Source organism: Stenotrophomonas maltophilia, from assembly GCF_001676385.1.
Lineage (GTDB): Bacteria > Pseudomonadota > Gammaproteobacteria > Xanthomonadales > Xanthomonadaceae > Stenotrophomonas > Stenotrophomonas maltophilia_J.
Map to the genome: position 1 here is coordinate 1 of NZ_LYVJ01000005.1, position 19,906 is coordinate 19,906.

At 68.0% G+C, this 19,906-nt stretch carries 14 protein-coding genes; 6 read left to right on the plus strand and 8 right to left on the minus strand.

Annotation, left to right across the window (positions count from 1 at the left end; translation table 11 throughout):
* Positions 1 to 16: 16 nt before the first annotated feature.
* The 3 genes from A9K58_RS07385 to A9K58_RS07395 form a co-directional block, all read right to left on the minus strand.
* Positions 17 to 931 carry an IS110-like element ISStma6 family transposase gene (locus tag A9K58_RS07385; protein WP_065198756.1) on the minus strand — a complete coding sequence of 305 codons (915 nt, stop codon included), beginning with the start codon at positions 929 to 931 and terminating at the stop codon, positions 17 to 19.
* Positions 932 to 1,231: 300 nt separating this feature from the next.
* A complete protein-coding gene (locus A9K58_RS07390) occupies positions 1,232 to 4,393 on the minus strand; it encodes an efflux RND transporter permease subunit (RefSeq protein WP_065198757.1) in 3,162 nt (1,053 codons plus the stop codon).
* A 4-nt stretch (positions 4,394 to 4,397) separates the two neighbouring features.
* A complete protein-coding gene (locus A9K58_RS07395) occupies positions 4,398 to 5,528 on the minus strand; it encodes an efflux RND transporter periplasmic adaptor subunit (RefSeq protein WP_065198758.1) in 1,131 nt (376 codons plus the stop codon).
* A gap of 117 nt (positions 5,529 to 5,645) precedes the next feature.
* Here A9K58_RS07395 and A9K58_RS07400 point away from each other — a divergent pair, with 117 nt between their 5' ends.
* The 3 genes from A9K58_RS07400 (at position 5,646) to A9K58_RS07410 (ending at position 8,485) form a co-directional block, all read left to right on the plus strand.
* A complete protein-coding gene (locus tag A9K58_RS07400) occupies positions 5,646 to 6,323 on the plus strand; it encodes a TetR/AcrR family transcriptional regulator (RefSeq protein ID WP_065198759.1) in 678 nt (225 codons plus the stop codon).
* A gap of 139 nt (positions 6,324 to 6,462) precedes the next feature.
* Positions 6,463 to 7,110 (plus strand): protein-L-isoaspartate O-methyltransferase family protein, encoded by a 648-nt coding sequence (locus A9K58_RS07405; protein ID WP_065198760.1) that lies wholly within the window; start codon positions 6,463 to 6,465, stop codon positions 7,108 to 7,110.
* Between the two features lie 16 nt (positions 7,111 to 7,126).
* Positions 7,127 to 8,485, plus strand: a complete 1,359-nt coding sequence (locus A9K58_RS07410; RefSeq protein ID WP_065198761.1) for a TolC family outer membrane protein — start codon at positions 7,127 to 7,129, stop codon at positions 8,483 to 8,485.
* A 91-nt stretch (positions 8,486 to 8,576) separates the two neighbouring features.
* Here the strand turns inward: A9K58_RS07410 and A9K58_RS07415 are convergent, their stop codons facing one another.
* Together A9K58_RS07415 and waaA are read right to left on the minus strand one after the other, a co-directional pair.
* Positions 8,577 to 9,791 (minus strand): amino acid permease, encoded by a 1,215-nt coding sequence (locus tag A9K58_RS07415; protein ID WP_065198762.1) that lies wholly within the window; start codon positions 9,789 to 9,791, stop codon positions 8,577 to 8,579.
* Positions 9,792 to 10,003: 212 nt separating this feature from the next.
* Entirely contained in the window at positions 10,004 to 11,302 is a 1,299-nt protein-coding gene (gene waaA, locus A9K58_RS07420; RefSeq protein ID WP_065198763.1) for a lipid IV(A) 3-deoxy-D-manno-octulosonic acid transferase, read from the minus strand.
* 60 nt (positions 11,303 to 11,362) lie between these two features.
* Between waaA and A9K58_RS07425 the strand changes: the two genes are divergently transcribed.
* Positions 11,363 to 12,280 carry an LpxL/LpxP family Kdo(2)-lipid IV(A) lauroyl/palmitoleoyl acyltransferase gene (locus tag A9K58_RS07425; protein WP_065198764.1) on the plus strand — a complete coding sequence of 306 codons (918 nt, stop codon included), beginning with the start codon at positions 11,363 to 11,365 and terminating at the stop codon, positions 12,278 to 12,280.
* A gap of 93 nt (positions 12,281 to 12,373) precedes the next feature.
* On the opposite strand, the gene A9K58_RS07430 is transcribed toward A9K58_RS07425, so the two are convergent.
* The 3 genes from A9K58_RS07430 to A9K58_RS07440 are packed head-to-tail and all read right to left on the minus strand — an operon-like array spanning position 12,374 to position 15,015.
* Positions 12,374 to 13,705: an O-antigen ligase family protein gene (locus A9K58_RS07430; RefSeq protein WP_065198765.1), complete on the minus strand. Its 1,332-nt coding sequence runs from the start codon at positions 13,703 to 13,705 to the stop codon at positions 12,374 to 12,376.
* Positions 13,686 to 14,801 carry a glycosyltransferase gene (locus A9K58_RS07435; RefSeq protein ID WP_065198766.1) on the minus strand — a complete coding sequence of 372 codons (1,116 nt, stop codon included), beginning with the start codon at positions 14,799 to 14,801 and terminating at the stop codon, positions 13,686 to 13,688. The genes A9K58_RS07430 and A9K58_RS07435 overlap by 20 nt, the downstream gene beginning before the upstream one ends.
* 16 nt (positions 14,802 to 14,817) lie before the next feature.
* Positions 14,818 to 15,015 (minus strand): zinc-finger domain-containing protein, encoded by a 198-nt coding sequence (locus tag A9K58_RS07440; RefSeq protein ID WP_005410967.1) that lies wholly within the window; start codon positions 15,013 to 15,015, stop codon positions 14,818 to 14,820.
* 421 nt (positions 15,016 to 15,436) lie between these two features.
* On the opposite strand from A9K58_RS07440, the gene A9K58_RS07445 reads away from it, so the two are divergent.
* On the plus strand, positions 15,437 to 18,781 hold the full coding sequence (locus A9K58_RS07445) for a GH92 family glycosyl hydrolase (RefSeq protein ID WP_065198767.1): 3,345 nt from the start codon (positions 15,437 to 15,439) through the stop codon (positions 18,779 to 18,781).
* On the plus strand, positions 18,778 to 19,521 hold the full coding sequence (locus tag A9K58_RS07450; RefSeq protein WP_065198768.1) for a basic secretory protein-like protein: 744 nt from the start codon (positions 18,778 to 18,780) through the stop codon (positions 19,519 to 19,521). The genes A9K58_RS07445 and A9K58_RS07450 overlap by 4 nt, the downstream gene beginning before the upstream one ends.
* Positions 19,522 to 19,906: the final 385 nt, after the last annotated feature.

A 19,906-nucleotide genomic window follows, 5' to 3' on the forward strand; every position in this document is an offset into this window, starting at 1 on the left:
AGTAGCAACTGTCTTGTCAGGGGCAGCCGGGGGTCACCTCGGCGTCCCGCTTGCGGGCGTTGAGGATTACCAGCATTTTGCGCATAACCGCCACGAGCGCCACCTTGCTCGCTTTGCCCTTGGCCTTCAAGCCAGCGTAAAACGCGCGCAGTCTCGGCTCGTACCGGATGGCGGTGAGGGCCGCCATGTAAAGGGCTTCGCGCACCACCGCGCGCCCACCACTGATGCGTCGCTGACCCTGCCAAGTGCCACTTTCGCGGTTCATCGGGGCCAAACCCACCAGCGATGCTATGGCTTTGCTTCCCAAACTGCCCAGTTCCGGGAGCTCGCAGGCCAGCGTACTGATCAGGATGGGTCCGACGCCTTTGAGCGCGCCGATATTCTTCCAGCCAGGCTGTCCCTCAAGCTGCTCGGCAATAGCTTTATCCAATTGTTTCAGGTCGTCAGATAGCTGAGCTATATGGCGCTGCTTCATCGCAATCAGATCCGGATCGACCAATCGCCGCAAGCGCTGCATCTCACTGACCCGCATCTGCACCAGATGCCTGCGGCATTGTGCAAACTCAGACAGACGCTGCTGCCAAGGAGCAGGCGGTACGTAGCGGGTCAGCGGCAACAAATGGGCCATCTGCGCCAGCACCGTCGCATCGAGCCGATCGGTCTTGGCGGCACGGCCCGTGCCTTGGGCAAATCGCCGTGCACGCGCTGGATTGATCCGTACCATCGGCAGGCCGGCGGCGTGCAATACATCCAGAGCAGCCCGCTCGTAACCCCCGCTTGCCTCAAGAACGACCTGCTTGATCGGCCACTTCTTCAACCACCGAATCAAGCGCACAAAGCCGCGCTTGTCGTTGCTGAATTGGCGAAACTGCTCTCCATGGACGGCCACATCCAGCGTGGCTTTGCTCACATCGATCCCAATCCCAAACATGGCAGAACTCCGCTAGGCTGACAGGGTCGAGAGCTCCCCCCCGCTTGCCCGGTCTTATCAGTTCGAGCGCCAACTCAACCAACTGTTCGGGCGGTTCAGGGAGAATCCGGCGTGGGGACCCAAGCCACTTCTCGGTCGCAAGACCTGGATCCACACGGTCGCCCACGCCGGGCTCTCGGCACCCAAGGTGCCAGATCGGCAAGAGATAAGATCCACGCCCTGCGTGGATGGGCGTGCATGGGGTCAGAGCCCTTTCCCCCGCGGGAAAGGGCTCTGACCCCGATCGGACAACCCGGGGCATCACGCCCCGGATTCGTCCGGCTTCACCCGGAACCACGCCGCGTAGAGCGCCGGCAGGAACACCAGGGTCAGCACCGTGCCCACGATCAGTCCGCCCATGATCGAGATTGCCATCGATCCGTAGAACGCGCTGCGCGACAGCGGGATCATCGCCAGCACGGCCGCCAGCGCGGTCAGCACGATCGGGCGGAAACGGCGCACCGTGGCATCGATGATCGAATGCCAGCGGTCATGCCCTGCATCGATGTCCTGCTGGATCTGGTCGATCAGGATCACCGAGTTGCGCATGATCATGCCCGCCAGCGCAATCGTGCCCAGCAGCGCCACGAAGCCGAACGGCGCGCGGAACAGCAGCAGGAACAGGGTCGCGCCGATGATGCCCAACGGTGCGGTCACCAGCACCATCGCCGCACGCGAGAAGCTGCGCAGCTGCAGCATCAGCAGTGTCGCCACCACCACCAGGAACAACGGCATGCCCGCCTTGATCGAGTCCTGGCCACGCGCCGAATCCTCGACGGTGCCGCCGGTTTCCAGCAGATAGCCGCTGGGCAGCTCGGCACGGATGCCATCGAGCGTCGGCAGGATCTGGTGCACCACATCCAGCGGCTGCATGCCATCGCTGATATCGGCGCGCACGGTGACTGTCGGCAGGCGGTTGCGGTGCCAGACAATACCGTCCTCGAAGCCGTACTCCATCGTCGCCACCTGCGACAGCGTGATACTGCCGCCACTGGCGGTCGGCATCGACAGGCTGGACAGCAACTCCAGCCGGTCACGCTCATCGGCCGGGCCACGCAGCAGCATCTCGATCTGGCGGTTGCCTTCACGGTACACGCTCACCGACTGCCCCGCCAACGCACCGGCCAGGAACTGGCTGACCTGTGCGCTGCTGACACCCAGCGCGCGGGCGCGCTCCTGGTCGATCACCAGGCGCACCACCTTGCTTGGCTCGCTCCAGTCCAGGTTGACGTTCATCACATGCGGATTCTCGCGCACCTTGGCCTCGACCTGGCGCGCGATCGCCTGCACCTTCTCGATATGCTCGCCGGACACGCGCATCTGCACCGGGTAGCCCACGGGCGGACCGTTCTCCAGCCGGGTCACGCGCATCTGCACGTCCGGGAACTTCGGAACCACCTCGTGCAGCAGCCAGTCACGGGTGCTCTCGCGCGACTCGATGTCCTTGGCCAGCACCACGAACTGGGCGAAGTTGGTGGCCGGCAGCTGCTGGTCCAGGGGCAGGTAGAAGCGCGGCGAGCCGGTGCCCACATAGGACACGTAGTTGGCGATGCCGTTGTGGCCGGCCAGCAGCGCTTCAAGCTTCTCGGCCTGGGCCTGGGTCGAGCGCAACGACGCGCCCTCGGCCAGTTCGATATCCACCATCAATTCCGGCCGGGTCGAATCCGGGAAGAACTGCTGCGGCACGAAGCGGAACATCAACAGCGAGAACACGAACAGGCCGATGGTCGCCGCGATCACCCACCAGCGATGGCGCAGGCAGGCATCGAGGAAGCAGCGGAAACTGCGATAGAACGGGCGCTGGTATGGATCATGGTCGTGCCCATGCTGCGGCGGCGCGATCAGGTTGGCCAGCGCCGGAGAGCGGTCGGCCCACTGCTGGCGCCGGGCACGCCAGCGCGCAGACAGGCTGCCCAGCTTCGGCGGCTGCGGATTGAACAGATCCGGCAGCATCTTGTCGCCCAGGTACGGGATGAACAACACCGCGGCGATCCACGACACCACCAGCGCGATGGTCACCACCTGGAACAGCGAGCGGGTGTACTCACCGGTACTCGATGCCGCCGTGGCGATCGGCAGGAAGCCCGCGGCGGTAATCAGGGTGCCGGTCAACATCGGGAACGCGGTCGATTCCCAGGCGAAGCTGGCCGCGCGCAGGCGGTCGTAACCCTGCTCCATCTTGGTGGCCATCATCTCCACCGCGATGATCGCATCGTCCACCAGCAGGCCCAGCGCCAGCACCAGCGCGCCCAGCGAGATCTTGTGCAGGCCGATATCGAAGTAGTGCATGACGAAGAACGTCATCGCCAGCACCAGCGGGATGGTCACGCCCACCACCAGGCCGGTGCGCAGGCCCAGCGAGAAGAAACTGACCAGCAACACGATCACCACCGCCTCGGTCAGCACCTGCACGAACTCGCCGACCGACTCCTCCACCGCCTGCGGCTGGTCGGAAACCTTGCGCAGCTGCATGCCGGCCGGCAGGGTCTTCTGCAGGCGGGCGAACTCGGCATCCAGATTGGCGCCGAGCTTGAGGATGTCACCGCCATCCTTCATCGCAACGGCCAGGCCGATCGCCTCTTCGCCCATGAAGCGCATTTTCGGCGAGGCCGGATCGGCGAAGCCACGCTTGACCTCGGCGATGTCGCCCAGGTGCACGGTGCGGTCGCCGGCCCGGATCGGGAACTGGCGGATCGCTTCGACGTCGTTGAACTGGCCGGTCACGCGCAGCTGCACGCGGTCGGTGGCGGTCTCGAAGAAGCTGGTGCCGGTGATCGCGTTCTGGTCAGCGAGCGCCTGCTGCACCTGCTGCATCGACACGCCCAGCGTGGCCAAGCGGGTGTTGGACAGCTCGATCCACACCTTCTCGTCCTGCAGGCCGACCAGGTCGATCTTGCCGACGTCGGGCACGCGCTGCAGTTCCAGCTGGATGCGGTCGGCGTAGTCACGCATCACCGCATAGTCGAAACCCTTGCCGGTCAGCGCATAGATGTTGCCGTAGGTGTCGCCGAACTCATCGTTGAAGAACGGGCCGACTATCTCGCGCGGCAACGTCGGGCGGATGTCGCCCACGCGCTTGCGAACCTGGTACCAGAGGTCGGGAATCTGCCTGGAACGCAGGCTGTCGCGCGCCATGAAGATGACCTGAGATTCGCCCGGCCGCGAGTACGAACGGATGAATTCGTACTCGCCGGTGTTCATCAGGGCCTTCTCGATCGGCTCGGTCACCTGCCGGGAAACCTGCTCGGCCGTTGCACCTGGCCACAAGGTGCGCACCACCATTGCCTTGAAGGTGAACGGCGGATCCTCGGACTGGCCCAGGTGCTTGTACGACCACGCACCGATCAGGGCGAAGGCGAGCATCGCGAACAGCACCAGCGGGCGATTGGCCAACGCCCATTCGGAAAGATTGAAGCGGCGCACCGGCTTACTCCTTCGCCTTGGCAGCCGCCGCCGGCGCGGCGGGCTTCAGCACCGGGCGATTCTGCCGGTCAACCGCGATCACTGCCTGGCCGGCCCGCAGCAGGTGACCGCCGGCGGCGACCACCCAATCCCCTGCGCTGACGCCGGACAACACCGGCACCGTCTCGCTGCCGTAGGTGCCGGTGGTGACCGGCGTAGCCTTCAGCGTGCTGCTGGCAGGATCAACCACCCACACGCTGGCAGCGCCGTTGGCCCCGCGCTGCAGTGCGCCGAGGGGCAGCTGCAGGGTGCCGTGGCGGCCGGCGCGGCTGTAGACGCGTGCGCTCTGCCCCAGTTCGACATCGGCCAGCGCATCGGCGGCCAGGCTGACCCGGGTGGCATAGGTGCGCGCCTGCGGATCGGCGGCAGCGGCGATTTCACGGATCGTGCCCGGCAGGCGCTGGCCCGGGCGGTTCCACAGCTCCACTTCGACCGGCTGGCCCACCGCATAGTCCCGGATGGTGGCCTCAGGCAGGTCGATCCGCACGTCGCGGCCACCGTCGGCGGCAAGGTTGAAGATGGTCTGGCCAGCGGACACCACCTGCCCGGCTTCCGCCTCGCGGCTGGCGATCACGCCATCGGCCGGCGCGCGCAGCTGCGCATAGCCGGCCTGGTTGCGCAGCACGTCCAGGTTGGCACGGGCAGCATTGGCCTGGCCCTGCGCGGCCTTGAAGGCGGCAGACTGCTGGTCCAGCTGGGAGCGGCTGACCAGCTGCTGGTCGGCCAGAACCTGGTAGCGCCGGAGGTCATCGCGGGCACGTACCAGGTCGGCCTCGGCCGCCGCCAGCTGCGCCTGCGAAGCGCGCGCCTGCAGCGCGAAGTCGGCCACGTCCAGTTCGGCCAGCACATCGCCCTTCTTCACCCGCTGGCCGGCATCGACGTGGCGCTTGACCAGGTTGCCGCCCACCCGGAACGACAACGGGCTTTCCTGGCGGGCGCGGACCGTGCCCGGGAACGCCGCTGGTGCCTGCCCGGCCTGCTCGCCGGGATGAACCACCAGGACCGGCACGGCCGCCTGCGGCGCCTGCTCCGGTCCCGAACAGGCTGCCAACGCAGCCACCCACACCATACCGCCCATCCAGCGCACGATCTTCATCGGTCAACGTCCTGATAACGCAGGGTTCCAACAAGGGGGAGCCGCGACTGCCGGCCCAATTTAATAAACCGGGCGGTATAGTATAAATATCGAACCGCTTGGTCTAGTATTACGTCGATGAGTTCTCCCACTTCCCGCAAGCCGCCGGCCAAGCCGGCGGCCAGGACCACTGGCCCCGGGCGCCCCAAGGACCTCGGCAAGCGCGCGGCAATCCTCGAGGCAGCCAAGGCCCTGTTCATCGAACAGGGCTACACCGGCGTGAGCATGGACAGCATCGCCGCCCAGGCCGGCGTCTCCAAGCTGACGGTGTACAGCCACTTCGGCGACAAGGAGACCCTGTTCTCCGAGGCCGTGCAGTCCAAATGCATCGAAATGCTGCCCGACGCCCTGTTCGTGGCGGATGCGGACGGCCCGCTGCGCGACCAGCTGATCGGCATCGGCCTGGCCTTCTTCAAGCTGATCACCTCGGATGCAGCGATCTCGATCCAGCGGGTGATGATGGCTCCCGAGACCGACGAGCGCCTGCGCGAACTGTTCTGGAAGGCCGGTCCGGAGCGCACCTGCGAAGCGCTGGCCGAGTTCCTGCGCTCGCGCAGCGAGCGCGGCGAACTGGAGATCGCCGACTACGCACTGGCCGGCGAGCAGTTCCTGACCCTGGTCAAGGGCGAAGTGCACATGCATATGATGTGCGGCATGCCACTGTCACCGGTCGCCAGCGATCCTTCGGCCCACGTGGCCGCGAGCATCGACTTCTTCCTGCGCGCGTATGCGCCGCGGGGGGCCGGAACCGGCTGAAACGGCAAACCTGAATGAACCGGAGGTCGCGATGACTTCCGGCACTGCGATCCCGGCCCCCGGCAGCTGATGCTCTGGGCGCGCCGCCGGCCTCCGGCACCGGTAAAATGGCCGGCCCACTGCGCTGGATTTGAACCTCATGACGATTGATTACGCCCACGCCCGCGAACTGATGGTGGAACAGCAGATCCGTCCCTGGGATGTGCTGGACATCAAGGTGCTCGACGTCCTGGCCCGCTTGCCGCGCGAGGCCTTTGTCGCCGACGCGCACCGGGCACTGGCCTACGCCGATGTCGAACTGCCGATCGGCAATGGCCAGAAGATGATGAAGCCGGTCATCGAGGGCCGCACCCTGCAGGCGCTGGACCTGCAGCCGGGTGACGAGGTACTGGAAATCGGCACCGGCAGCGGCTTCCTGTCCGCCTGCATCGGCGCGCTGGCGCGCGACGTGCTGAGCCTGGAGATCGACCCGGAGCTGGCTGCGGCCGCGCGCGCTCGCCTGGACGCCTCGGGCCTCGGCACCAACATCCGGGTGGAGGTGGCAGACGCCCTCGCCTGGCAGACCGAACGCCGTTTCGACGTGATCTGTGTCACTGGCGCCGTGGACGTGGTGCCGTCACAGTTCGCATCGTGGCTGCGTCCGGGAGGGCGGCTGTTCGTGATCCATGGCCGCTCGCCGGCGATGGAGGCCCTGCTGGTCAAGGCCGACGGCGGCACCGAGTCCCTGTTCGAGACCGATATCGATTACCTGCGCGGTGCCGCCCCGGCACCCCAGTTCCACCTCTGAGTCCAAGGAAGCCGCAATGATCCGTCGATCCCTCGCTGTTGCGCTGGCCACTGCCCTGCTGCCGTTGTCCGCCCATGCCGCCGACCTGCTGCAGGTCTACGAGATGGCGCGCAACGGTGATCCGCAGCTGTCGGCCGCCGAATCGACCCGGCTGTATGACAAGGAAGGCGCCGTGCAGGCGCGCGCTGCCCTGTTGCCGCAGATCAACGGCCAGGCCACGCTCAACCGCACGCGCAGCGAGCCCGACGCCGACGCCAACTCCGGCTCGTTCACCAGCAAGCGCCGCAACTATGCGATCGAAGGCAGCCAGACGCTGTTCAACTGGACCCAGATCAACAACCTGCGCTCGCAGCGCGAACTGAGCAAGGCGGCGGACTTCACCCTCGATTCGGCCAACGACAGCCTGATCGTGCGCACCTCGGCGGCCTACTTCAACGTGCTGGTGGCGATCGAATCGCTGAACGCCGCACAGACCAACGAAGCGGCCGCGAAGAAGCAGTTCGACTTCGCTGACAAGCGCCTGGAAGTGGGCCTGGCGCCGATCACCGACGTGCACGAAGCACGCGCCCAGTACGACCAGGCGCGTGCCAACACCATCATTGCGCAGAACACCCTGGCCGATAACTACCAGGCCCTGACCGAGCTGACCGGCCAGCCGGTAACCAACCTGAAAGGCCTGCCAGCCGACTTCCGCCCGGAAGTGCCGGCCAACCGCGGCAACATCGATGAGCTGGTGCAGCAGGCCACCACCCAGAACCCGGCGCTGAAGGCGCAGGAACTGAAGGTCAGCGCCGCCGAGGCCGGTGTGCAGGCAGCCCGTGGTGGTCACTACCCGACGCTGTCGCTGGGTGGCAGCTGGGGCAAGAGCGCCACCTGGGGCGACAGCGTGGGCGCCGGTTCGCTGTCGCCGGACGCGCGCACCAACAGCATCGGGCTGACCCTGAGCGTGCCGATCTTCTCCGGTGGCGCCACCCAGTCCGGCGTGCGCCAGGCGCTGGCCCAACGCGACATCGCCCAGGACGGTTACGAGCAGCAGAAGCGCGCCCTGGACCGCAATACCCGCAATGCCTACCAGACCCTGGTGCAGGGTATCAGCGAGGTGGAAGCCCGCCGCCTGGCCGTGGTCTCGGCACAGAGCGCCTATGACGCCTCGCAGGTCGGCCTGGAAGTCGGCACCCGTACCGTGCTGGACGTGATCCAGAACCAGCGCATCCTGTTCTCGGCCCAGCTCGAATACGCCCAGGCCCGCTATACCTTCCTGCAGAACCGCCTGCTGCTGAGCCAGTCGCTGGGTGCCCTGGACGTGGCCGAACTGCAGGACATCAACCGCCTGCTGACCCAGGATGCCGGCAATCCGGCCACCAGCACGCGTTGAGCCCTGGTCCGGCCAGCCATGAAGAAGCCACCCGCAAGGGTGGCTTTTTTTTTGCCTGTGCGGTCGTCATGCCCCGCTGCACGCCAGGCCATCAACCCGGCCAGGCGCGCAACCGCTCCGCCGCAGCCAGCAGGCACAGCACCACCGCCAGGGGCGCCAGCACCGGCATGCCGCGTGGTATGGGCGCAGGCGCGCGCAGTGCGGCCAGGCACAACGCTGCCATCACCAGCAGGGTCACCGGGCCCGGCAACACCGGCAACGCCGCTGGCGGCACCCACAGCACCAGCGGCATCGCCAGCAGGACCAGCACGATGCCCCTCAGCCGCAGCCACAACCGGGGCGCGGTGCCCCACCCGGTCGGCCACAACTGCGTTGCCAGTTGCGCCCCCAACTGCAGCAGGACCAGCTGCAGCGCCATCAGTCCGGCCGCACCGCCCAGCGGCAGCAGCGGCAACATCCACTGCAGTTGCGGGTGGCCCTGCAATGCCATCGACAGGGGCCGTGTGCTGGCCAGCACCGGGAACTCCACCAGGCCGGCCTGCACGGCGGCCAGCACGATCAGCGACAGCATGGCGATCAGCACGACCCGCGCCAGCACCAGCAGCTGTCGTGGCCGTGCCTGCTGACGCGGTTGGGGGAGGCCCAGCACCAATCCAACACTGGCGAAAACACCCAGCAATGGCACGCTGGCTGCCAATACACCGCCGATTCCGAAGCGATAGGGCGCGGTGGCCTCCGGCAGCCAAGGGACCCAGTGCGCGTAGTGCACGTGGCGGGCAGCCAGGGCCAGCAACAGAAGTCCCACGCCGACTTTCACCGTCAACAACCCACATGCCATCAGCGCCACGCGACGTGCCGGCAGCAGCGTGACCACTCCCAGCAACAGCAGGCCTGCGGCGGCCACCGCCTGACCCGGCAGGCCCACGCCGGCATCCAGTCCGCACGTGGCCAGCGCAGCGTGTACATGGTCGACCGTGGACCACGCCACGCCGGCACTGGTTGCAAGCAGTTCCAGCAGCAGCGCCCAACCCATCAGGCGGGCGGGCCTGCTGCCCCAGCCGATGCGCAGCGCTCCCTGCAGGCCCCCGGCCCTCGGCAGGCGCTGGTCCAGGACGTGCAGGCAGCACAGCATCGGCATGGCACCCAGCGCCGCCAGCAGCAGGCTCAGCACGATGGCCGGTCCGGCCTGCGCGGCGGTGTGCTGGCCAACCAGCGCGACCACGCTGCCGCCCAGCAACAGGGTCAATGCCATCCCGGCGACGTGATCCATGCCCAGGCCGACGTCCCGGCCGCTGTCGCTGTCCATCGCAAGCTCCCTTGATAGCCGCTCAAGCGCGGTCGACAGCAGGCTGGCAGGCCGCGCCCGCGGGCGATATCGGAATTGGCTGCACGCGTATCGCGATGTGACCACAGGCACGCTGGAAGATGCACAGCCGGTCCCGCTGCGACACGAATCCGGTTGCTAAGCCGAATTGATGCAGTCGATCACGTCAGCTCTCATGCACCGCGCTGGCCATCTCAGCTGAGCGGTGGTGGCAGGTGTGGCGCGACCAGCGCCAGCGTGCGCTGCAGGGCGCCACGCCCGTTGCTGACCAGGGTGCAGCCGGCCCGCGCCATGTCCTCGCGCGCCTGCGCGTCGTCGAGCAGGTGCTGCAGCAGGTCACCGATCGCCTGCACGTCCTCGCCGATCAGCAACGCACCGGCTTCGCGCATGCGTCGCGAGATCTCGGCAAAGTTGTGCAGATGCGGGCCGGTCACGGCGGCAGTGCCCATCGCGGCCGGCTCCAGCAGGTTGTGGCCGCCAATTGGCTGCAGGCTGCCACCGACGAACGCCACCTGCGCGCAGGCGTAGAACGGCATCAACTCGCCCAGCGTGTCAATGACGAACACATCGGTTCCTGCCTCCGGCCACTGCGTCGCACGCCGCGTCGCCACGTTCCAACCCTGGTCGCGCGCCAGCGCTTCCACCTTCGGGAAGCGCTCGGGGTGCCGCGGCGCCCACAGCAGCAGGAGCCCCGGATGCTGCTGGCGCAGGCGCCGGTGCAGGTCGATCACCGCCTGTTCTTCACCATCGTGGGTACTGGCGGCGATCCACACCGGCCGCCGGGCGGGTACGCGGGCATGGAACTGCTCGACAAAGCCCTGCACTTCCGGCGTGGCGATGTCGAACTTGAGGTTGCCCAGCGCCTGCACCTGCTCGGGAGCGGCGCCGAGCTGCACGAAGCGGTCGGCATCGTCCTGCGACTGCGCGGCCACGCAGGTGACCGTGCGCAACGCACGCCGGATCAGCGCCGCCAGCAGCCGGTAGCCGCGCAGCGAGCGGGCTGACAGGCGCGCATTGAGGATATAGACCGGGATGCGCCGGTCGCGGCAACCGAACAGCATGTTCGGCCACAGCTCGGTTTCCAGGATCAGCGCCAGGCTGGGCTGGAAGTGGCCGAGGAAGCGGTTGACGCTGCCCGGCACGTCGTAGGGCAGGTAGACATGGTCCAGCGCGTCCCCCCACAACGCACGCACGCGCTCGGAGCCGGTCGGGGTGATGGTGGTGATGACCCAGCGGATGTCCGGGCGCTGCTGGCGCAGCGCATTGACCAGCGGAGCGGCCGCATTGACCTCCCCCACCGAGACCGCATGCAGCCAGACCCGCGGCTGGCAGGTCGGTTGCGGGTAGGAGGCATAGCGCTCGTCCCAGCGCCTGAAATACTCACGGACCCGGAAGCCGCGCCACACCAGGTGGTACACGGTGATCGGCAGCAGGACGTAGAGCACGGCCGAATACAGGCCGCGCAGGATCCATTCGACAGGGTCTTTACGCATGCGGCAAGGATACGGGAGCCCCTGGGGAAAGACACGCAACGGGGTTGGTAGAATGGAGCCATGTCAGATGCCACCACCGCCGTCCGGCCGCCGCTGCGCAATCCTCGCAACTGGCCGATGTTCGCCGCCATGCTCGGCGCCTTCGCCATCGCCCGCCTGCCGTGGATGCTGCAGCGCGCACTGGGCCGGGGCGTCGGCTGGGTCAGTTGGCGCCTGCTCGGCAGCCGCCGCCGGGCCGCCGAGGTCAATCTGCGGCTGTGCTTCCCGGAGAAAGACGACGCCTGGCGCCAGCGCCTCGTGCGCGACAGCTTTGATGCACTGGGCGTGGGCGTGTTCGAGTGCATCCGTGCCTGGTGGGGCAGCATTGACCGCATCCGCCCGCAGGTGCAGATCGAAGGCCTGGAGCATCTGCGCCGGATGCAGGCCGAGGGCCGCGGCGTTCTGCTGGTGTCCGGCCATTTCATGACCCTGGAGATGTGCGGCCGCCTGCTGTGCGACTACGTCGACCTGTCGGGCATGTACCGCAGGCACAAGAACCCGGTGTATGAGTGGGCGGTGAAGTTCGGCCGCCTGCGCTACGCCAAGGCGATGTTCGCCAACGAGGACATCCGCGCGACCGTGCGCCACCTGAAGAAGGGCGGTTTCCTCTGGTACGCCCCCGACCAGGACATGCGCGGCAAGGACACCGTGTTCGTGCCCTTCTTCGGGCACACCGCATCGACCATCACCGCCACCCACCAGCTGGCACGGATGACCGGTTGCGCGGTGATCCCGTATTTCCACCGGCGCGAAGGCGGCAGGTACTTCCTGAAGATCGGCGCGCCGCTGGAGAACTTCCCCAGCGAGGATGTTGAAGCCGACACCACGCGGGTCAACCAGGCCATCGAAGCGATGGTGCGCGAGGCCCCCGACCAGTACCTTTGGATCCACCGGCGCTTCAAGCGCCAGCCGGGCGGCCGGAGTGATTTCTACAGGTAAGGCTGGGACGGCAGGGCTCCATCCACGCATGGCGTGGATTTGATGACGCGGAGCATTCTGAAGTAGACCCACGCCATGCGTGGATGCCGGTGCTCAGTCCGCGCGGATCGGCGCGTCCGGCTCGCGGGCCAACAGGCTGCCGGCGAACAACGCAGCCAGCAGCACGGTCAGGCCCCCCCAGAACGCGGAATAGAACGCGAGGTGGGTGTTGAGCGGGAACACGGTCACCGCCAGCGCCAGCATCGCCGGGCGTGCTCGGTCACGTGCGGCTGCCGGAGCGTAACGCCATGCCCGCCAGGCCTGCGCCACCGCCGCCAACCACAGCAGCAGGCCCAGCACGCCGGTCTCGGCAAGGATTTCCAGCACGATCTGGTGGGCGTGCAGTGCCGGCTGATCGCCCCAGACGGCGGGACCCTCGTCGGCCACGCAGGCCGGATACGCATCGCGGAAGCCGCGCGCACCGACACCGTTCACCGGATGTTCCTCGATCATGCACACGGCCGCCTTCCAGATGCGCGCGCGCCCCGAAAGTGCCTCGTCAACACCCTGCGCGTCTTCGCTCCATGCCTGTGCCGTACGCGCGACACGCTCGCGCAGCTGCGGCACACCCGCTGCCAGGGTGGCAGTAGCCAGTGCCGCCACCAGCGCCAGCAGCAACAGCCGCGCCCAGCCGAACTGGCGCACGCCGCTGTAGGCCAGCACCAGCGCGAAGGTAATCCATGAAGCCCGCGAACCGGCCAGCAGCAGCACGCATCCCAGGCCGGCGGCCGCCAGCCACCAGCCCGCATGGCCAAATCGCCGTGCTGCGGGCAGCAGCAGGAAGGGCGACAGGCTGGCCAGCACCTGGCCGAACTTCAGGTTGCACGGCCCGAGCGCCCCACTGAGGCGATCGGCCAGGGCGGCTTCGTCGGCCGGGCACAGTGCGTGCCCACTCACGGCCAGTTTCAGATGCTCCAGCGACCAGAACCACGGGCTGGTGCCAGCCAGCGCCTGCACCAGTGCGTCCAGCATCCACGCGCCGGTGATCAGCGCCAGGCCGCCGAAGGTCAGCCGTCTCCGCTCCGGCGTGGCCACCGCGATCGCCACCAGCCACATGAAGGGCAGGTAGCGCAGTCCGGCGGCGGCCTTGGTCCACGAGACCGAAGGGTCGACGGCATCGATGGCCGAGAACGCCTGCGGCAGCCAGTAGCCCAGGAACAGGATCGAGGCCAGCGCCCACGCCGCCGTGCTCAGCAGGTGCGGGCGGCGCTGCAGCCGGCGCATGACCATGCGCGCGGCAGCGTAGAGCGCGCCAAGCCCGAGCACGGTTTCGGCGATGCCCGGCAGCGGCCACATCGCTACATATGCCAGCACCCACCAGGGCGCCCAGCGCCCGGCACGATCTTCGCGCACAACCACGGCGGAATCAGCCAGCGAGGTCGGCATAGAGGCGGAGGGTATCGCGCTGCATGGCCTGCAGGGTAAACGGGATCCGGGCCGGCAGGGACGGCGGCTGCGCCAGCAGGGCCAGCGCACGTTCACCCAGCGCACGCGCGTCGCCGAGCGGCACCGCGCCGCTGGGCTGCAGCTGCTGCAGCAGTTCGCCGACACCACCGTGGTCCCAGCCCAGCACCGGGCGGCCGACCGACAGCGCCTCGACGACGGTGCGGCCAAACGCTTCGGGCTTGTCCGACAGCTGCAGCACCAGATCGCTGGCCGCGTAGGCCTGGGCGATGCGTGCGGTAGGCGTGCTGATCTGCACGGCCTCGGCCACGCCCAGTGCCGCAGCCTGGCGGCGCAGGTCAGCCACGTAGGCCTCGCGCCCGGGCTCGTCGGTGCCCAGCATCCACAGCTGGGCAGGCACGCCGGCGGCACGCACGTCGGCCAGCAGGTGCAGCGCGTGGGCGTGACCCTTCAGCCGGGTGCCGCGCCCAGGCAGCAGCAGCAGCGGTCCTTCAACCTGGGCCAGCCAGGGATAATCGGCCGCCAAGGCAAGCCGCGGGCGACGGTCGGCACGCGCCACGCGTGGGAACTGGCCGACATCGACGCCCCGGGGAATGACCTGCAGCTTTTCTTCCGGCACCGTCGGATAGTGACGCTGCACGTAGGCGCGCACGGTATTGGACACGCAGATCACGCGTTCACCGCTGGTCATCACCGCGCTGTAGCGACTGGGCGAATTCAACCCGTGCACGGTAGTCACCCAATGCGGGCGCTGCGCGACGGGCATGGCACGGATCGCGTACAGGCCCAGCCAGGCCGGCAGCCGCGAACGGGCATGCACGATATCCGCGCCAACCTCGGCAAACAGCCTGCGCAGGGTCGGCAGATGGCGCAGGGTCAGCAGCGACTTGTGGCCGATGTCGAGCGTGAGGTGCTCGGCACCGCTATCGAGCAGCGGCTGCACCAGGCGGCCACCGGCGGAGACTACCAGCGCACGATGGCCGGCAGCGACCAGGGCCGCAGCGATTTCCAGGGTCGAGCGCTCGACGCCGCCGGAGTGCAGCGCCGGCAGCAACTGCACCACGGTCAATCGGCGCATTGAAGGGAGCAGCCGTTCAGTCGGCCAGGACGAACACGGAACCGCAGTACGGGCACTGCGCTTCGCCGTTGGGCTCGTCTTCGATCGGCAGGTACACGCGCGGATGCGAATTCCACAGCGCCATTTCCGGGGTCGGGCAGCTCAGCGGGAGATCACTGCGATGCACGGTGTAGCGCTTCTCGGCGTTGGCGGGCGCGGTGGCGGTATGGCTCATGGCGGATGTCGATGCACGGGTTGCGAGGCCTGTAATTCTAGCACCCGGGCCAGCCGGGCATGGCGCCGCGCCGGCCCGGCCTGCGCACTTTCGCGGTGATCGCCACCGTGCGGCCCTGGGCTGCCGGGCCATGCAGCGGAAGAACTTCCCGGATCGATCCGCGCAGACCCGGCGAAAATCGGCCATCGCGATATTTCCCGGGTTTGGATCGAACTAAATGGCACTTGCCAGCACATCGATGCTGTTGCAGGATCGGGCCGGGTCGCGCAACTCGGCCCCCCATCCGACCCGATCGCATGGCCCGCCCCCACCGGACCGGCATCGCCTCTTCCACTGCCACGTTGGCGGGCGGAGCGATGCTGCCCGTGGTGTCCGCCGATGCGGGTTCTGCCCGCCGCCAGCCCATCCGGGAGACCCTTGCATGACCCTGTCCGATCCTCGCCGCGCCCTGCTTCCACTCGCGTTGGCCCTGGCCTGCGCGACTACCGTGATGCCGGTGCTGGCACAGGGACTGCAGACCTCGTTCGAACCCGGTGAACCGGCCCCGTCGAAGGCCGCCGGCACGCTGCAGGTCACGATCGGCAGTGGCCCTGCGGCGCCCTACGCCGCCAAGCGCAACGTCGGCTACAGCGGCCTGCATGCATTGCGCTACAGCAGCACCGGCGGCAGCACGCGGCGCGAACTGTTCACGACCGACCTGCCCATCGAGGCCGATACCACCCTGTCGTGGCTGGTGCTGCCGGAAATCGTCGGCAAGGACACCGTGGCCTCGACCTATGTCTCGCTGGACCTGCTGCTGGACGACGGCAGCCGCGTTTCGGCCGGCGCTGCGCGGGACCAGCATGGGGTGGCCCTCGGCGCACGTGCACAGGGCGAATCGAAGACACTGTATCCCCAGCAATGGGCACGCAAGTCGGTGCGGCTGGGCGACGTACCCGCACTGAAGGGCCGCCGCGTGGTGGCGATCGAGCTGGAAGTGGCCAGTGCCGACGGTGCCGCGGTCTCCGGCTGGATCGACGACGTGCGCCTGGACAGCGTGCCGAGGCAGCAGCCGCAGCGTGTCTCCGACTGGGTACTGACCACCCGCGGCACCCAGGCCAACGGCACCTTCTCGCGCGGCAACAATTTCCCGGCCACGGCGGTGCCGCATGGCTTCAACTTCTGGACCCCGGTGACCGATGCCGGCGCGCTGAACTGGCTGTACCGCTGGAACGAGCAGAACGACGCACAGAACCGCCCGCAGTTGCAGGCGCTTGCGCTGAGCCACCAGCCCAGCCCGTGGATGGGCGACCGCCAGACCTTCCAGGTGATGCCCTCGGCCAGCCGTGGCGTGCCGGACGCCGACCGCCGCAAGCGCGCGCTGTCGTTCGACCGCCGCCATGAAAGCGCGCGTCCGTACCGCTACGACGTGCGTTTCGACAACGGGATCGCGGCCGCCATCGCACCGACCGACCATGCCGCGCTGTTCCGTTTCGATTTTCCCGAGGGCGGCGACGCCAACCTGCTGTTCGACAATGTCGATGCGCGTGGTGGCTTGACCCTGGACGCCGCCACGCAGACGCTGTCCGGCTACACCGATACCCGCAGCGGCCTGTCCAACGGCGCCAGCCGCATGTACGTGGTGGCCAGCTTCGACAAGCCCTGGCGCAGCAGCGGCCGCATCGGCACCGGTCGTCCGACCGGCTACATCAAGTTCGATGCCGGCAGCGACCGGCGGGTGACGATGCGCATTGCCACCTCGCTGATTTCGGTGGAACAGGCGCGGCACAACCTGGCGCTGGAGATCAGCGCCGCCGACACGCTGGAGAGCGTGGCCGGCCGGGCGCAGGATGCATGGGATGCACGCCTGTCCCGCTTCGACATCGGCGATGCCAGCGACGACCAGAAGACCACGCTGTATTCCAGCCTGTACCGGCTGTACCTCTACCCCAATTCCGGCCACGAGAATGCTGGCAGCGCGGCCGCGCCGGCCTGGCGCTACGCGAACCAGGCCAGCGCCAGCGATGACAACACCGAGGGCAGCGAGAGCCGCAGCTTCACCGGCGTGCGTGATGGCAAGGTGTTCGTCAACAATGGCTTCTGGGACACGTTCCGCACGACCTGGCCGGCCTATGCGCTGTTCACGCCCGACGATGCCGGCCAGCTGGTGCAGGGCTTCATCGAGCAGTACCGCGCCGGCGGCTGGATCGCACGCTGGTCGTCGCCGGGCTACGCCGACCTGATGGTCGGTACCAGTTCGGACGTGGCCTTCGCCGATGCGTGGCTGAAGGGCATTGGCGGTTTCGACCCGGCCGAGGCCTACGCCGCCGCGCTGAAGAATGCCACCGTGGTACCACCCGACCGCCATGTCGGCCGCAAGGGCATGGACCGCTCGACTTTCCGTGGCTATGCCAGCGCCGACGTGCATGAGGGCATGTCGTGGACGATGGAAGGCGCGCTCAACGATTTCGGCATCGCCAACATGGCCGATGCCCTGGCCAGGCGTGCGGCCTCGCCCGCTGCGCGCGAGCGCTACAGCACTGAGGCCGACTACTTCCGCTACCGCGCGGCCAGCTACGCGACGATGTTCGATCCGGCGGCCGGCTTCTTCCAGGGCCGCAACGCCGACGGCCGCTGGCGGGTGGACGCCAAGGATTACGACCCGCGGGTGTGGGGCCACGACTACACCGAATCCAACGGCTGGACCTTCGCCTTCACCGCCGCGCACGATGGTGAAGGCCTCGCCGCGCTGTACGGTGGCCGCGACAAGCTGGCCGCCAAGCTGGATGCCTTCTTTGCCACGCCGGAAACCGCCGACCCGGCGCTGGCCGGCTCCTATGGCGGCACCATCCACGAGATGACCGAAGCGCGCGACGTGCGCATGGGCATGTACGCGCACAGCAACCAGCCGGCGCACCATATCCCGTGGATGTACCTGTACGCCGGGCAGCCGTGGAAGACCCAGCAGCACGTGCGCGAGATCCTGTCGCGGCTGTACGTCGGCAGCGAGATCGGCCAGGGCTATCCCGGCGACGAGGACAACGGCGAGGCCTCGGCGTGGTACGTGCTGGCCTCGCTGGGCCTGTACCCGCTGCGCATGGGCGCCCCGGAGTACGTGATCGGCTCGCCGGCATTCCGCCATGCGCGGGTGGAACTGCAGGGCGGCGCGGTGCTGACCGTGAACGCGGCCAACAATTCGCGCGAGAACGTCTATGTGCAGTCGCTGAAGATCAACGGCAAGCCCTGGACGAAGACCTGGGTGCCGCACGACCTGATCGCCAAGGGCGCGACGCTGGACTTCGAAATGGGGCCGCGGCCGTCGCGTTGGGGCAGCGGTGTGGACGATGTACCGCGCTCGTTGACCGCGCGCGGCCAGCGCCCGCAGCTGCTGCACGACCTGCTCGGCAGCGGCGCAAAGGCGACGCTGGCCGATGGCCGCGCCCTGCCGGCGCTGGTCGATGACGATGCGGCCACCACCCTCGGCCTGGGCGCTGGCGCAACCATCGCGCTGACCGGCCTGGGCGACGGCACGCCGACGATATACACGCTGACCAGCGGCGACGGCCGCATCCAGGGCGGCCAATGGACGCTGGAAGCGCGCAACGGCAGCGGCCGCTGGAGCGTGCTGGACCAGCGCAGCGGCGAGGACTTCGAATCCGCCCGCCAGACGCGTCCGTTCCGCATCGCCCATCCCGGCCGCTACAACGAGTACCGCCTGCGCCTGGGGGCGCCCGGGCGCCTGTCGCTGGCGGAGATCGAGCTGCTGGCCGCCGGCGCCGCACGATGAACACCCTGCGCTGCCGCCTGTTGCCGCTGGCCCTGCTGGGCCTGTCCTTCTCCAGTGCCGGCCAGGCCCCGGCATTCGATGCATCGCTGACGCGTGGCGGGGTGACACTGGACTATCGGGACGCCGGAGCCGTCCTCGCCACGCCGCAACGCAGGCGCATGCTCGATGCGTTCTTCCACGCCTATCTCCGCCAACGCGCTGACTTCCATCCGGCGGCACCGTCGACGGTGCGCATCGTGATCGATCCGGCCTACACCGGCATCGCCTTCGTCGGCGACAAGGACCAGGCCGCAACGATCACCATCAACCCGGGCTGGTTGGCGCAGCACCCGGACGATATCGACCTGGTCACCCATGAAGCCATGCACATCGTGCAGGGCTATCCCGGCTACGGCGATGCACGCGTACCGGGCTGGCTGGTGGAAGGCATCGCCGACTACGCACGCGATCGCTACGGCCTGGACAATGCCGCTGCCGGATGGGCACTGCCGGGCAAGGTCGAGAAGGGACAGAATTTCGACAGCGGCTACCGGGTCACCGCTGCGTTCCTGAAATGGGCCGAGGCGGAACATCCGGGCCTGGTGCTGGCACTGGACAAGGCCCTGCGCGACGGCCGCTATGCACCCGCGCTGTGGCAGGTGCACACCGGCAAGGCATTGCCGGCGCTGTGGGCGCAGTATGCGAAGCCGCGCTCGGAGGCACCGCCATCGGCGCCGGCACGCCGCGGCAAGCCGCGCTGACCCCCACGCACCACGCATTCGCCGGGCGTGGCCCGGCACTCCCGCGTCGTAGCCTCAGCGAGACTGCACGAAACCGGCGTACAGCGCGAACAGTTGCTGGAAGTACCGCCGCGTCACTCGATTGCGCATGACACCCTCGCCAGTGAGAAAGTGGTCGGGCCCAGGGTGGGAAGGCCGGTCCGGTTCCTTCCCACGGCCGGGCCGCGTGGGTGTATTGGGCCGTGGCGGCGTTGCAGGCGAATGACCGGCCTGCGTAGCGCGTGTGGCAGGTTCGGCGGCCATTGCGGCAAATGAAAACACCGGGCAATGCCCGGTGTCTTCATTTGTGCCGACGTCCAACCGCGCCAGCGCCATCATTCTTCCGACCAGGAGCCCCTTCTTGTTG